The organism is Micromonospora sp. NPDC048839 (assembly GCF_040649915.1).
In the GTDB taxonomy this organism is placed as follows: Bacteria; Actinomycetota; Actinomycetes; order Mycobacteriales; family Micromonosporaceae; genus Micromonospora.
This window is the reverse complement of sequence record NZ_JBEZGL010000002.1, coordinates 302,964-316,377: the sequence shown is the minus strand read 5'-3', so window position 1 is coordinate 316,377 and position 13,414 is coordinate 302,964. Positions and strand designations below refer to the sequence as shown.

General features: G+C 67.5%; 11 protein-coding genes. 7 read left to right on the top strand and 4 right to left on the bottom strand.

The window, feature by feature from the left end; all coding sequences use genetic code 11:
* Window positions 1–4: 4 nt before the first annotated feature.
* The 6 genes from AB0C25_RS04570 to AB0C25_RS04545 all read left to right on the top strand — a co-directional run bounded on the left by AB0C25_RS04570 (window position 5) and on the right by AB0C25_RS04545 (window position 8,440).
* A complete protein-coding gene (locus AB0C25_RS04570; protein WP_357369580.1) occupies window positions 5–691 on the top strand; it encodes a class I SAM-dependent methyltransferase in 687 nt (228 codons plus the stop codon).
* Between the two features lie 171 nt (window positions 692–862).
* Complete coding sequence (locus tag AB0C25_RS04565) at window positions 863–1,573, top strand: ThuA domain-containing protein (protein ID WP_357369578.1); 711 nt, start codon at window positions 863–865, stop codon at window positions 1,571–1,573.
* On the top strand, window positions 1,543–2,661 hold the full coding sequence (locus AB0C25_RS04560) for a Gfo/Idh/MocA family oxidoreductase (RefSeq protein WP_357369575.1): 1,119 nt from the start codon (window positions 1,543–1,545) through the stop codon (window positions 2,659–2,661). Before AB0C25_RS04565 ends, AB0C25_RS04560 begins: the two co-directional genes overlap by 31 nt.
* Before the next feature lie 156 nt (window positions 2,662–2,817).
* Window positions 2,818–4,653 (top strand): hypothetical protein, encoded by a 1,836-nt coding sequence (locus AB0C25_RS04555; protein WP_357369573.1) that lies wholly within the window; start codon window positions 2,818–2,820, stop codon window positions 4,651–4,653.
* A gap of 11 nt (window positions 4,654–4,664) precedes the next feature.
* Window positions 4,665–5,282, top strand: a complete 618-nt coding sequence (locus tag AB0C25_RS04550) for a hypothetical protein (protein ID WP_357369571.1) — start codon at window positions 4,665–4,667, stop codon at window positions 5,280–5,282.
* Window positions 5,279–8,440, top strand: coding sequence for a DUF87 domain-containing protein (locus AB0C25_RS04545; protein WP_357369569.1), 3,162 nt, complete (start codon window positions 5,279–5,281; stop codon window positions 8,438–8,440). The genes AB0C25_RS04550 and AB0C25_RS04545 overlap by 4 nt, the downstream gene beginning before the upstream one ends.
* A gap of 5 nt (window positions 8,441–8,445) precedes the next feature.
* On the opposite strand, the gene AB0C25_RS04540 is transcribed toward AB0C25_RS04545, so the two are convergent.
* The 4 genes from AB0C25_RS04540 to AB0C25_RS04525 form a co-directional block, all read right to left on the bottom strand.
* Window positions 8,446–9,762, bottom strand: a complete 1,317-nt coding sequence (locus tag AB0C25_RS04540) for a hypothetical protein (RefSeq protein WP_357369567.1) — start codon at window positions 9,760–9,762, stop codon at window positions 8,446–8,448.
* 10 nt (window positions 9,763–9,772) lie between these two features.
* A complete protein-coding gene (locus tag AB0C25_RS04535) occupies window positions 9,773–11,401 on the bottom strand; it encodes a hypothetical protein (protein ID WP_357369565.1) in 1,629 nt (542 codons plus the stop codon).
* A 117-nt stretch (window positions 11,402–11,518) separates the two neighbouring features.
* Window positions 11,519–12,232 (bottom strand): hypothetical protein, encoded by a 714-nt coding sequence (locus AB0C25_RS04530; protein WP_357369563.1) that lies wholly within the window; start codon window positions 12,230–12,232, stop codon window positions 11,519–11,521.
* A 115-nt stretch (window positions 12,233–12,347) separates the two neighbouring features.
* Entirely contained in the window at window positions 12,348–13,043 is a 696-nt protein-coding gene (locus tag AB0C25_RS04525; protein ID WP_357369561.1) for an NUDIX domain-containing protein, read from the bottom strand.
* Window positions 13,044–13,082: 39 nt separating this feature from the next.
* On the opposite strand from AB0C25_RS04525, the gene AB0C25_RS04520 reads away from it, so the two are divergent.
* A complete protein-coding gene (locus AB0C25_RS04520; RefSeq protein ID WP_357369559.1) occupies window positions 13,083–13,346 on the top strand; it encodes a hypothetical protein in 264 nt (87 codons plus the stop codon).
* Window positions 13,347–13,414 lie beyond the last annotated feature (68 nt).

Here is a 13,414-nt window from a genome sequence, read left to right as displayed (position 1 = left end):
CCCGATGACCGCCAAGCAGCGTTGGCTCGATGCCCGCTGGGCGTTCGTGCGCGCCCACCTGCCACCGGCACCAGCCCGTGTGCTGGAGATCGGATGCGGCCCGGAAGGTGGCTTCGTCCCGGCGATGCGGGAGCACGGCTTCGACGCCGTGGGCGTGGACCCAGTGGCACCGTCCGAACCCGAATACCACCGGACAGAATTCGAGAAGCACCAGCTGAGCGAGCCCGTCGACGTGATTGTCGCCGGTACCTCGCTGCACCACGTCACCGACGTGGACGAGGTCCTGGGTCGGGCCGCCGAGGCGCTCACGCCGGGCGGCGTACTCATCGTCGTCGAGTGGGCCTACGAGAGGTTCGACGAGGCGACCGCGCGCTGGAGCTTCGACCGGCTGCCCGACGGCGGCGAGCACGGCTGGCTGCACAGCCACCACGAGCAGTGGCTCACCTCCGGGCAACCCTGGGACGACTACCTGAACGGCTGGGCCGGGCGAGAGGGCCTGCACCGCGGCGACGCGATCTGCCAGGCGCTCCAAGCCCGCTTCCACACCAGGCTGCTCACCCACGCACCGTACTTCTTCCCCGACCTGCACCCCGTCAGCGAAGCCGACGAGCAGGCGGCCATCAACGCCGACGCGATCCGGGCCACGGGCATCCACTACGTCGCGACCAGGCCAGCCGCCGCCCCGGACTGATCACGGCAGGCCCTCGCTTCCACGGTCGTGATAGGACGGTTCGTCACCTGTCAATCCGTAGACTCCACCAGGAGTACGGTTTCGGTGCCCGACAAGCACGGGTATCGGCGGTACGTCGCCGGGGCCGGGACCGGCCAGCCCGGTGGCGGCGGACCGTGGGAGGGAGCGAGGGTGGGGCAGCGGAGAGCACTTGTGGTTCGGGGCGGGTGGGAGGGACACCAGCCGGTCGAGGCGACCGAGTTGTTCATCCCCTTCCTCGACCGTAGCGGCTATGCCGTACGGGTCGAGGAGTCGACGGAGATCTACGCCGATGCCGCCGAGATGGCCGACACCGACCTCGTCGTACAGTGCATGACGATGTCGCAGATCACCTCGGCCGAGGCGACGGGCCTGAGCGCGGCGGTCAGCGCCGGTACGGGTCTCACCGGCTGGCACGGTGGCATCGTGGACTCGTTCCGCGCGTCCTCGGAATACCTGCACCTGGTGGGTGGCCAGTTCGCGACCCATCCGGGCAAGGAGCCGTGCGAGCGGCACGGCGGCGCGGAGGACAACTTCCTGCCGCACACGGTGCGCGTCACCGACCTCGGCCGGGAGCATCCGATCACCGCGGGTGTCGAGGACTTCGACCTGGTCACCGAACAGTACTGGGTGCTGCACGACGACCTGATCGACGTCCTGGCCGTCACGACCCACCCCACGCAGGCGTGGCATCCGTGGCACCGACCGGTCACGTCACCGGCGATCTGGACCCGGCGCTGGGGTGCCGGGCGCGTTGTCGTGACGACCCCGGGACACAGCCTGGACGTGCTGGAGCACGCGAGCGTGCGTACCGTCATCGAGAGGGGGATGGTGTGGGCGACCCGCACGGCGTCGGCATCGTAGGTCTCGGGGTGATCTCCCGCGCCTACCTGGACACCCTCGCCAACCACCCCGCGGTGCGGATCGCCGCGCTTGCCGACCTCGACGCCTCCCGGTCGGCCGCGGTGGCCGCCACGATCCCCGGGGCCGAGGCGATGAGCGTCGAACGACTGCTCGCCCACCCGGACGTGCGGACGGTGCTCAACCTGACGATCCCCGCGGCGCACGCCGACATCTCGCTGGGCGCGATCGACGCCGGCAAGAACGTCTACGTCGAGAAGCCGCTCGCCGTGACGTTCCCGGACGGCCGCACGATCATCGAACGGGCCGCGTCGGCAGGCGTGCGGGTCGGGTGCGCGCCGGACACCGTCCTGGGCACGGGCACGCAGACGGCGCGGGCGGCGATCGACGACGGGCTCATCGGACGCCCGATGTCCGCGTCGGCCGTCATGGTCACCGCGGGGCACGAGCGGTGGCATCCCAACCCCGACTTCTACTACGCCCCGGGCGGCGGACCGTTGTTCGACATGGGTCCGTACTACCTCTCGGCGCTCATCCACCTGCTCGGACCGGTGCGCGCGGTGGTCGGAGCCGCCAGCCGCCTGCGCGCCGACCGCGTGATCGGCTCGGGTCCGCGGACCGGCCAGCGGATCCCGGTGGAGGTGGACACCCACGTGACAGGCGTGCTCGAACACGCCGACGGTGCTCTATCCACCATCACCACGAGCTTCGACGGGGTCGCGACGACTGCCGCCCCGATCGAGGTACGGGGGGAGACCGGCACCCTCGCCGTACCCGATCCGAACTACTTCGACGGAGAGGTCCGCCTCCGTGCGCTCGGCGACGATGACTGGCGCGTCCTCCCATCGCGGGCCGGTTACGTGGAGTCGTCCCGGGGCATCGGCCTGATCGACCTGATCACGGCCGACGGGAAGCGTCCGGCGCGGGCCGGCGGCGACATGGCACTGCACGTGCTGGAGACGATGACCGCCCTGCTCCGGTCGGCAGCCGAGGGCCGCCGGATCGAGCTGACGACGGCGGTGCAGCGGCCCACACCTGTTCCACTCACCCTGGTCGAGGACTGGAAGGCGTGCGAGGCGCACGGACACTGAATGGTGTCAGACAGGGCCGGGGAGGCCACCGGCCTGGCCGTTGTGGCGCACCGGTGCTGCGGTCCGTGGTCAAGCAATTCACTTATGGTGATCTTCGCTCTGGTGAGATAGCCTCGGTTCGATCGTCGGCCACCGATCAAGGGGCGGTGAAGGGGATTGCTGGACCGGCCACGCGTCGATATGGCGATTCCTCGGGAGCTTGGCATTCACAGTGCGATTCCGACCGCATCCGGTGACGACGACTTGCCGTCCTATGTGACGCGTGATTTCGATTTCTTGCTGAGGACCGCACTGGCCGCGAAGCTGCCCGACCGCGGGAACTTTGTCGTCATGGTGGGTGGCTCCTCAACCGGAAAGACCAGGTCCCTGTACGAAGCGGTGTACGAACTGGTTCCGGACTGGTGCCTCATTCAGCCGGCCGAGGCGTCCGATCTGCTGAAGTGGAAGAATGCACCGCCACGTGGCATGGTCTTCTGGCTCGACGAGTTGCACCAGTATCTGGGGGGTCATCCACCGCTCACCTCCGAGTGTGTTCGCGCCCTGGTGCGGCACGGAAATTTAGTGGTTGGAACGCTGTGGCCGGATCAGTACGCCCACTGGACGGCCGGCCGCGGGGACGTCCACGCCCTGGTGAAAGGGGCATTCGTGGTGCCCGTTCCCGATTCGCTGAACCCCAGCGAGCGGGCAAAAGCCGAGGAGGTCGCCCGCCAGGACAGCCGGATCCGCGACGCGCTGAAGTCCGAAGAGGTGGGCATGACACAGGTCCTCGCCGGCGGCCCGAGGTTGGTGATGTGTTGGGAGCAGCCGGCCAACGCCTACGTCAGGGCGATGATCACCGCCGCAGCCGACGCACACCGCCTCGGTGTGCAATCTCCGCTCAGCGAGGAACTGCTGGCGAATGCCATGTTCGGCTATCTCCGGCCGCGCCACCGCGTGCAGCCGACGCGAAATTGGTTGACCCAGGCACTGCCGCACGCGACCGGGCCCCTCTACGGGGACGTTTCGCCGTTGCTCCCGGCGGACGATGGGCGTCCGGGCACGCTCGCCGGCTACACGATTGCGGACTATCTCGCCCAGCACGTGCGGAGTAAACGACGCACCGAACCAATCCCGCACGAGGCGTGGCACGCCCTCGCGACAATGCTGCGCCGGCCGGAGGATCTGCGACGGCTGGCCGACGGCGCCTCCTGCCGGCTCCGCTATCGGTATGCCGAAATCGCGTTGAGCAGGCTCGTGGCGGAGTTCGACGACGGCCGTGCCGCCGCGGAACTGATCGATCTTCTCGTTCGGCAGGACCGGCTCGCAGAAGCACAGCAGATGCTCACCGAGCGAGTGGCAGCTCACCCGGAGGACCGGCTGGCTGTCAAGAAACTGTCCCGATTGCAGGAGCTTCGGAGCAGGACGGATCATGTCAGGCCGCGAGGCGGGCGCCGGACGCGGCAGATACCTGCCGAGATCGCCGAGATCCTTGCCGATGGCGGCGTTTGCGACGGCCTGCGACAGGAAGCCGCAGCCGGTGACGCGATGGCTGCCGACCGGCTGGTGGAGATCCTGTTGGAACGCGGTTGCCTGCGCGAGCTGCGAGGACGGGCCGAGCAGGGTGACTTGCGGTCTGCGGAGGCATTGGCCGACCTCTACGCCGGATGGGGAGAGGTCGAGCTGTTACGGGCACGCGCCGAGGAGGGGGACCGGGCCGCCGAGCTTCGGTTAGCGAAGCTCGAACGCGACGCCGATCGGAGCGCCGACGCCTCGTACGAGATCGACGCGCTGAGGAAAGCAGTCGACGAGGGGGATCCCGAGGCCCCGGGGAAGCTCTGCTCGCTCCTGTTCGACCTGCGTGACGAGGTGAACCTTCGTGCCGAGTTGGACGCCGGAACGGCAGGTGCGGCCGAGCGGCTCCTGGGCCTGTACACAGCGCAGGACCATCCGTCGCTGATCCGGCTGCGGGCCTTCGGGCTGGACGCGAATGGCCAGATCATTAGTCGTGAATGAGAGGACCCTTGATGGCTTCCGACCTGACCTCCGCGGAGTACGCGTATTTGATCATCCTTCGAGCCGAGGGCCGGGAGATCTCGAACAGCGAGATGGCCGAAATCTACGGTGTCCGGCTGAAGAGCCCGGACTACGCGAAGCTCAACGCGGACGGTTACATCATCTCCAGAACCAAGCCGAGCCCTTACCGGCACTCGATTACCGACAAGGGTGTCAAGGCTCTCCTCGAGCCACTGACGCTGGAGCAGGGCCGCGTGCCGGAGGGGGAGAAGCGCTCGGCCAAAGAGCGAGAGTTGTACTGGGCCGCCATTCTGGCGCAGCAGAAGCTTTTTCAGCGATCGGCGAGCGGGGTCGACCGCCCCGAGCCAACGGATCTCCCTGGCCGGGTGCGCGCCGCGTACGGGAAACTGGCGGGCGCGCCTGGGGACTGGGTCGAGCTTGCTGACCTTCGTGTCCTGCTCGCCGACGTGTCGAAGTCCGCGCTCGACAAGGTCTTGGAGGCCATGTTGGACTCGCCGGACGTCAGCCTCGAACCGGAGCCGTTCGGCCACCGGATTGGTGTCCGAGAGCGGAATGCTGCCATCCACATCGGCGGTGAGGATCGGCACAAGCTGGCGATCGGCCAATGATGAACGAAGAGCAGCGCACCGTGCTCGCCGCACTCCGGCTCAGCTGGGTCCAGGCGCCCGACGACGTGTGGCGGCCATCGCCCTACCACGTCGAGGGGCTTCACCAGGCCGTGGTGCGGGACGTGCGAGACGGTATCGCCGAGGCCGAGGCGAGCGCGGACTCGAGTCCGATAGGCCTGGTGCTGGACGGCCGGCACGGCACCGGCAAGACGCATCTGCTCGGCTGGGTACGGGAACGGGTGCAACAGAAGGGGGGCTACTTCTTCCTGATCGGTCTGCTAGACGGCCGCCACTTCTGGGACGGAATGTTGGTCTTCCTGCTCGACGGCCTGGCGCGGGAGATGCCGGACGGCGAAACCCAACTGCGGTTGCTCCTGCGCCGCCTGGCATCCCGGATCGGGGCACCGCGGGCGGACCGGCGTGCGGTGATCGGCGAGAGCGAGCTGGCCCGTCCCGCACTCGACTCCTTCGTCAGCGGGCTGCGCGGGTACGACAGCCATGTCGCCCATGAGTGCCGCGACACCCTGCGCGCACTCGCCCTGCGCGCCTCGGACAATGAGGAGCACCAGGACATCGCGGCCGACTTCTTCGACGCCGGCCGTGAGGGGGCCACCGAGGAGCGGCGCGAGTGGGGGATTCGTCCCCGACCTCGCACCTCTCAGGAACTTGTTCGGGAGATCTCCTGGCTTCTCGCGATTACCGGTCCCTCGGTTATGGCGTTCGACCAGATCGACACGGCGGTCGCCCAGGCAGCGCTGCACGAAGACCTGACGACTTCCTCCTCCGGTGTGGTGGACGCGCGGCAGGCGATCCTGCTCGCCAGCCTCGCCCACGGCCTGACCGACCTGCGGGACACGACCCGGCGGACGCTCACGGTGGTGGCAACACTCTCGACCACGTGGAAGCGTCTGGTGGAGAAGGCACCGGCGTCGTTCGCGCCTCGGTTCCGCCGCTGTCCGACGCTTGAGGGAATCCGGGACGCCACTGTCGCCCGCGAGATCATCGCAAGGCGCTTCGCCCCACGCTTTGCCGAAATCCGTTATACGCCGCCCTATCCGACCTGGCCCGTCCGCGAAGGGGCTTTCCAAGGAGCTCACCGCTACACACCCCGCAAACTGATTATGGATGTCGACCGGCACATACGGGCCTGTCTGATCCGCGGCGAGGTGCGCGAGCTTGAGCATCTGGGCGACGTCCCCAGCGAAGAGGAGCTGACCAGCGCGCCCGCCCTGACGGTGCCTAGCGTCGCCGACGACGAGCTGGCACGGATCGAGACCCGCTTCGAGGAGCTAAAGCGCGACGCCGACGTCACCTCCCCCCTTGAACGCGACACGGAGGACAGCACGTTTCCCGCCCTACTCGCCGCGGGTCTGCAGGCGTGGATCGCCGAACGGGGCGATGGTGGCCAGCGGTTCAGCATCGACGCACCACCTAGTTCCAGGCCGGACCTGCACGCCCGCCTCCGGCGCGACCTCGATGAGCGTTCGGAGGACGAGCGGGAACACTCGCCCGACCAGTCTCGTACCGAGGACCAGGTGCATTGGGCCTTCCGGGCGATCAGTGACACCCACCACGGTGTCGCCGCCCTGCACCGGATTCGCCGCGCCCGCACGGCAGCCGGGCTCACCTCGGAGATCGCCAAGCGGAAACTCTTCCTGCTGCGCAACGCCGAATGGAGTCAGTCGGCCAAGACGCAGGAGGTCATCGAGCAACTCAAGCGCGATGGCGGAGTGACGCTGACGGTCGACGAGTCGGACCTGCGGACCCTCGCCGCCCTGCACGGTCTGCGGAACGAGAACCCGGCCATTTTGCAGGCGTGGCTGGTCCGTTATCGGCCCACCGAGCAGATCAGGCTCTTCAAGGAGGCGCTGGCTGACGCTGACCTCTGGACCGGTGACGTCCAACCGGACGCTCCGCCGTTCCACGAACGCACTGCCGGCTTCGCCATCGGCGCGGGCATCGAGGACGGTTTGCCCGTCTCCCTCTCGCTTGAAGCGCTGCGCAAGCACACGGCCATCTTCGCCGCTTCCGGCTCCGGCAAGACCGTGCTGCTGCGCCGCCTCGTCGAGGAATGCGCGTTGCAGGGCGTGTCGGCGATTGTGCTGGATCCCAACAATGACCTGGCGCGGTTGGGCGATGCGTGGCCAACTCCGCCCAGTAGTTGGGCACCGGATGATCCCGACCGTGCGGCCCGGTACCTGGCCGAGACCGAAGTCGTCACGTGGACACCGCGACGTGAGACAGGCCGACCGTTGAGCTTCCAGCCGCTGCCAGATTTCGAGAGCGTCCGGGACGATCCTGATGAGTTCGCCGCAGCGGTCGAAGCAGCGGTAACCACCATCGCTCCGCAAGCCAATCTCACCGGCCGTACCGAGAAGTCGCATCTGGGAAAGGCTGTGCTCCGGCGCACCATCGAGCACTTCGGTCGGCAGGGTGGCAAGGACCTTCGCACCCTGATCGCGCTCCTGTCGGATTTGCCCGACGGGGTCAGCGAGCTCGCCGGCGCGGCCAAGATCGCCTCGGGTCTGGCACGGACCCTGACGGCCTCGATGGACAATGATCCGCTGTTCGCCGGCGTCGGCACCCCGGCCGACCCAGGAACGCTGCTGACTCCGTCGCCAGGCAAGCGGGCTCGCATCTCCGTCATCAGTTTCATCGGGCTGCCTGGAGATGAAGCGCGGCAGAGCTTCGTGAACCAGCTGCAGATGGGGCTTTTCAGCTGGATCAAGCAAAATCCGGCCAGGGATCGCCCGCTGCTGGGTCTGCTGGTCATGGACGAAGCGCAAACCTTCGCACCTTCCGGAGCGATGACTGGCTGCACGCAAAGCACGCTCGCACTGGCCTCGCAGGCCCGCAAGTACGGCCTAGGGTTGATCTTCGCGACGCAGGCGCCGAAGAACTTGCACAACCGCATCCCAGGCAATGCCGCAACGCATTTCTTCGGCCGGCTCGGCGTGCCCGCACAAATCGAGGCCGCACGGGAGATGGCAAAGGCAAAGGGGGGCGACGTGCCGGATATCGGCAACCTGACTGCGGGCGAGTTCTATGTCGCACTCGAGGGCGAGGCACCGCACAAGGCTCGTACTCCGATGTCTCTGAGTCACCACCCGAGCAGTCCGCTGACCGACGAGGAGGTCATGCTCCGCGCCCGGACGTGAGGTCGTCAGAGGTGTGGGCGTAGCAGGCCGGCGAGGTCTTCGCGGCCGATCTCCTCAAGTGCGTCCGGCAGTTCGACCAGACGACCCCGGCTCTGCAGCCAGAGCCACACCTCGTACGCCTCATCGCCAGCGCGAAACCGGCGTACCTGATGAGAGGGGATCCCAAGGTAATCGGCCAGATCCTGCCAGTCATAGGTGAGCTCGCGAACGACCTGGGCTTTGACCAGTTCGGGAACGGCGGCGGCCTGCCGGGGTGCGGGCGCTGAAGCCGCCACGGGCCTCAGTAGATCTCTGAGCAGGGCGAAGAGAACCTCGGCCGAGGCCCGGGCGGCGAACGCCTTGAACCGGTCGTCCTTGTCGAGATCCGCGTGGTCCATCACGCCCTTGGCGACAAGCCAATGCGGCACCTCCCGTTCGTGCGCGACAGTGGCGATGGTCGCGGCCTCCATGTCCAGGGCCCGGATCTTGCGCTGGTTGATCTCGAGGCGGTTCCACGTCTCGGGATCCGCCATAACCGCGCCGCCGCTGGCCATCGGCCCTGCGACGACCTTGAAGGGCAGGCGGTCCGGGCCGTCCACATCGTTGTACAGGGCGCGTTGGATGAGCTTGCGGCCGGTCTCGGTCAGCGCCAGGGCGCTGTCGCGCCAGGCGATCAGATCCTCCGACTCCCACTGCGCCAGTCGCGCCGGCCAGGTTGGGCGCGGAAAATAGCGGTCCCGAGCGGGATGGGTACGAGGGTTCTCGCCCTTGAGGAGTCGTTCCAGATACCACACCTTTGCCTCCTCCTCGGTGGCGGTGCCGTGACTCGGCAGGCCCGACGGTTCGAAGGCCTGCACCGCACGAAGCCATCGGCTGTCCAGGGGAAGCTGTTGGTGGTCGGGGCGGAACAGTTCTTTGACGTACTTGCCTTCGTCCCACTGGTACGCCGGAGAAGCGACCACGACGTCCCCAGGCGCGGTGGCACCGGGCTTGCCCGCGCACACTCCGCTCATCGCCAGGCAGGCGGGTCGCAGCCGATCGGTGAGTGCGGTGGCGATTGGGGCGGTGCTTCGTCCGCCCATCGTGGTCGGCCGAGCCAGCGCCACGGACAGGCCGTCGGCTGTGGTGGTGGCGAAGGGCGCCGATCCTCCGGTGCCGTGATCCTCCCACCGCTCTCGCCCGAGCGCCTGCTTCACCGCGTCGTACTCCTCCACCAAGGCGGTGATGACCAGCACATCCACGTCGTGCCGTCGATGCGGCTGCCCTCCGGTCTGGACGATGTTGGTCACCTGCCCGTGGTTCACGTTCATGTCCCGGCCGACCGTGATGCCCCGGTTGCTCATGCGAGTCCCTTCACCCCTGTGCTGGTTCGGATACCTGGTTGCTGACGCTCCCGTCATTCACGCTCATGTCACCGCCCACGAGGATGCCGCTGTTGTAGAGGATGGTGGCCCGTTGGGCGCGTACCTCGGAGGTGTCGACGTCGTGCTCATCGAGGAAGTCAAGTACATGTGCGAAAACTCTGCTCTCGATCAACCGGCGGAACTTGAGAATGTCTTGGCGCTGGGTGAAGTTTCGGAGCTTGTCGCGGGAGCCCATGTCACGGACGCTGACCACGGCGCCGTAGTCCTTGCGGCGGCGTGACGTCCCGCGCTGCGTGCGGCTGCCGTACCCGGACATGTCGACAAGCGCGCGGATCAGGTTGCCCGGGGCGTGGGCGATGGTCCATGGTGTGTGACGGGCCCCGTCGATCGCGGTCCGGAGCCAGGCCCGGGCGCCGGTGCCGCCGTCGGCGTCGACGAGCCGGTAGCGCTCGTTGCAGGGCGCCATGGTGGTACTGGTGACCTCCAGGTACAGCGAGCGGCCTTGCAGGGCGATGTGGACGTAGACGGTGGTAACTACGTCACCTCCCCAGGAGACGACCTGACACGCGAGGTAGTGCCGGGCCGGATTGGTAGGATTTCGGATGATCTCGGCCATCTCCTCAGGGGTGGTGAGGGTGGTTCGCGGGCCGTCCTCCCGGGCGGACTGGAAGACACGATCCTCGACAGTCAGGTCCGGGATGGACATCTCCGGCAGCGCCTCCGTGGTCAGCTCTCTCAGGTGCTGCCGGACATAGCCGACGATCTGGTCGGCGTTGAAGGGCGGCGCGTCGAACTCGCGCTGCCCCTCGGTCGGCTCGCCGAACGCGCCGGCCGGGCTGGTGGGCTGCTTGCGGACGAGTCGCTGGGCGAAGGCCCAGCTCGACACGACATCTCCGGCGCCGATGAAGGGCTCGAAGTTGCCATAGACGATGGTGTTGCCGCCCTGCTGCTCGCTGATCACCTGCTTGCGCTTGTTCCAACGAATCGGCGGTGGCTCGCCGTAGACGGTGAAGTCCTCGATCCGCTTCTGCCGCCAGAGCGCGAAGACCACGGGGAGCAGAAGTGCGGTAGGTGCCACCAGCAGCGTCAAGCCCACGCGCAGGCCGGTGGAATCAGCAGCGGCCGAGAGGGCCTTGCCGGACAGGATGATGAAGACGATCCACGCAGCTGCCCATCGGAGCAGGAGGAGCAGACCCCGGCTCGGACTTCTGGTCGTGTCGACCGCCGTACCGGTGCGCACCCGTTCCAGGAAGGCGCGGATGAGCCGCCATGCGGCGGCTGTCACGCGAAGGCAGACGAGTGCGATGCCGACCAATGCGGCGGACACCCAGTTGAGGTAGGCGCCCACGACGAGCACGAGGACGATCGAGCCGTCTCGCCACATTGCGAGATTGCGGGCCCGCAGGCAGTGCTCGAGAACGGTGACGAGGTCGAACCCGTAGGACGGCGCCGTGAAGCGCCGTTCCTGGTAGTAGACCTCGCGCAGGCAGCGGTCCCGGAAGATGGGGTTGAGGTACGCGCCAGCGCTGAGGTAGCGGGTGGCGGAGGTCGCTTCGACGGGCGAGGGCGAAGCGGCCACCAGGTTTGGCGAGGGAGAGTGGAGCGTCTGCAGGGGCATCAGACCGTCCATTGCTCGTGTCGATATGAATGATCGTCGAAGCGCCCGTCGGCTGAACTGGTCCGGGCAGGGGCGGGTCGTGACGGAAGGGCGCGGTGGGAAAGCCGTAGACCCGTTTCAGCGGCGGGCGTGCTCGTAGGGTCTGCCGATGGCCCAGATGCGGTCGAACTCGGCAAGGAAGTGGCCGAACCAGCGTGGGTCGCGGTCGGCGTGCAGCGACAGCGTCGGCTCGGCAACGCCGCATCGATGGGAATAGATATCGACCTGGGCCTCGCCGTTCGAGGTCTTCGGGTCGATGGCCAACAGGCCGAACGCCGGAACGAAGTCCAGAAGACGGACCTCGAGGCGGCCAGTGCCAGTAGCCGCCTGCTCGGCCAAGGCGTCGATCAGGTCGAGGGTGGCGTGTAGTCGGTGCTCGAACATCGCAGGGTTGCTTGCGACGGTACTGCGTCGGGCCGCCTCGGCAAGGGTGGCCTCGTGCGGCGCGATGAGGGCTATTCGTACGGTGGCGCCCGCCGCCAACCGCGCCTGCAGGGCGGCGTAGTGATTGCGCAGGGTCCGCGCGAGGGTAACTCCCGTCATTCGGATGTCGGCGGCTGAGTGGAGATCGAAGCCCACTCCGGGTGTCGACAGGCCCAGGAGGCGGTCGGCGCTGGCCCGGTCTCCGATCTCCCAGCCGAGCTGCTTGACGGAGCGGGTGAGGCGGGTCAGCGCCGACCGGCCGTGCAGGGAACTGATCGCGAGGAGGCCCAGCGTGGTGAGCGTGGCCCCGCCGGTGACTGTCGGACCGACCAAGCCGAAGGCGCCGAGCAGGCCGACGGCGATGGCCACGGCGACGGTGATGACCAGGTCGAGTTGACGTACGCGAGACATCCTGCACCACCTCGGAGACGGTCAGTGTCACCAACACACTGAGCGTACCGGCTTAATGTCTCAATGACAATAACTAGGAGTTGGTGCGCGGGCGAAGGATCGGGGGATTGAGCGTGGTGACGCTCCCGGCGCGGTAGAGCGCGGCGGGTCGGCCGGTCGTGGGGATGCGCTTTCTGCCGGTGGGCTTGATGAAGCCCTCCGTATTGATCACCTTGCGGCTGAAGTTGCGCGGGTCCAACGTCTCACCCCAGACGACCTCGTAGACCGAGCGCAGGTCGCCGATGGTGAACTCGGACGGACAGAAGGCCGTCGCCAAGGTGGTCAGCTCCAGCCGTCGGCGTGCTCGCTCCACAGCGTCGTCGAGGATTCGGTCATGGTCGAAGGCAAGCTTCCCTCTTGTCTGATCGACCGGCACCCATGCGGCATCGCTCGCGTCCGATCCGGCCACGGGCCGCGGGAGATCGGGCATGATGGCCAGGTAGGCCACGCTGACCACTCGACCGCGAGGGTCGCGGTGCGGCTCGCCGTAGACTCTGAACTGCTCAAGATGCAGACTGTCGCCGTTGAGGTCGGTCTCCTCCCGCAACTCGCGTACTGCGGCGGCGTCGAGGTCCTCGTCCGTGCGCACGAAACCGCCGGGTAGTGCGAACTGGCCCGCGAACGGTTTGTTGCCACGGGTGATGACGAGCGCGTGCAGCGCGTCGTCACGAACGGTCAGGATCGCAAGATCAACCGCGATGCGCAGTTGGGCGTGGTGGCGGGGCGTCACACGGTCAGCCTAGCTTGGTGTTGTATTGACAAGAACGGGATGCGGCAGCTGAAGAGCACCAACCTTGTGGGCCTGTACGAGGTCCGCCTCTTCGCGCTCGGCCGCACCGAGTGGCGCGTTCTCGAACCGCAGTCCGGTTACGCCGAGGGTTCCCGGCACATCGGTCTGATCGACTTCATCCAGGCCGACGACCAACGTCGGCCCCGCGCTGGCGGGGGTATCGCGCTGCACGTACTCGCAACGAAGACCACCCTGCTCCAGTCGGCAGCCGAAGGCCGTATCGAGCTGACGAGTGGGGTGTAGCGGCCCGCGCCAGTTCCGCTCACTCCGGTCGAGGAGTGGAAGGGTCACCTCGCCGAATGGTGAATTGA

Excerpts from the sequence above, each read along its gene's own strand:
- AB0C25_RS04550 (WP_357369571.1), top strand. The coding sequence starts at position 4,665 with ATGGCTTCCGACCTGACCTCCGCGGAGTACGCGTATTTGATCATCCTT.
- AB0C25_RS04520 (WP_357369559.1), top strand. The coding sequence starts at position 13,083 with ATGCGGCAGCTGAAGAGCACCAACCTTGTGGGCCTGTACGAGGTCCGC.
- AB0C25_RS04540 (WP_357369567.1), bottom strand. The coding sequence starts at position 9,762 with ATGAGCAACCGGGGCATCACGGTCGGCCGGGACATGAACGTGAACCAC.
- AB0C25_RS04535 (WP_357369565.1), bottom strand. The coding sequence starts at position 11,401 with ATGCCCCTGCAGACGCTCCACTCTCCCTCGCCAAACCTGGTGGCCGCT.
- AB0C25_RS04570 (WP_357369580.1), top strand. The coding sequence starts at position 5 with ATGACCGCCAAGCAGCGTTGGCTCGATGCCCGCTGGGCGTTCGTGCGC.
- AB0C25_RS04545 (WP_357369569.1), top strand. The coding sequence starts at position 5,279 with ATGATGAACGAAGAGCAGCGCACCGTGCTCGCCGCACTCCGGCTCAGC.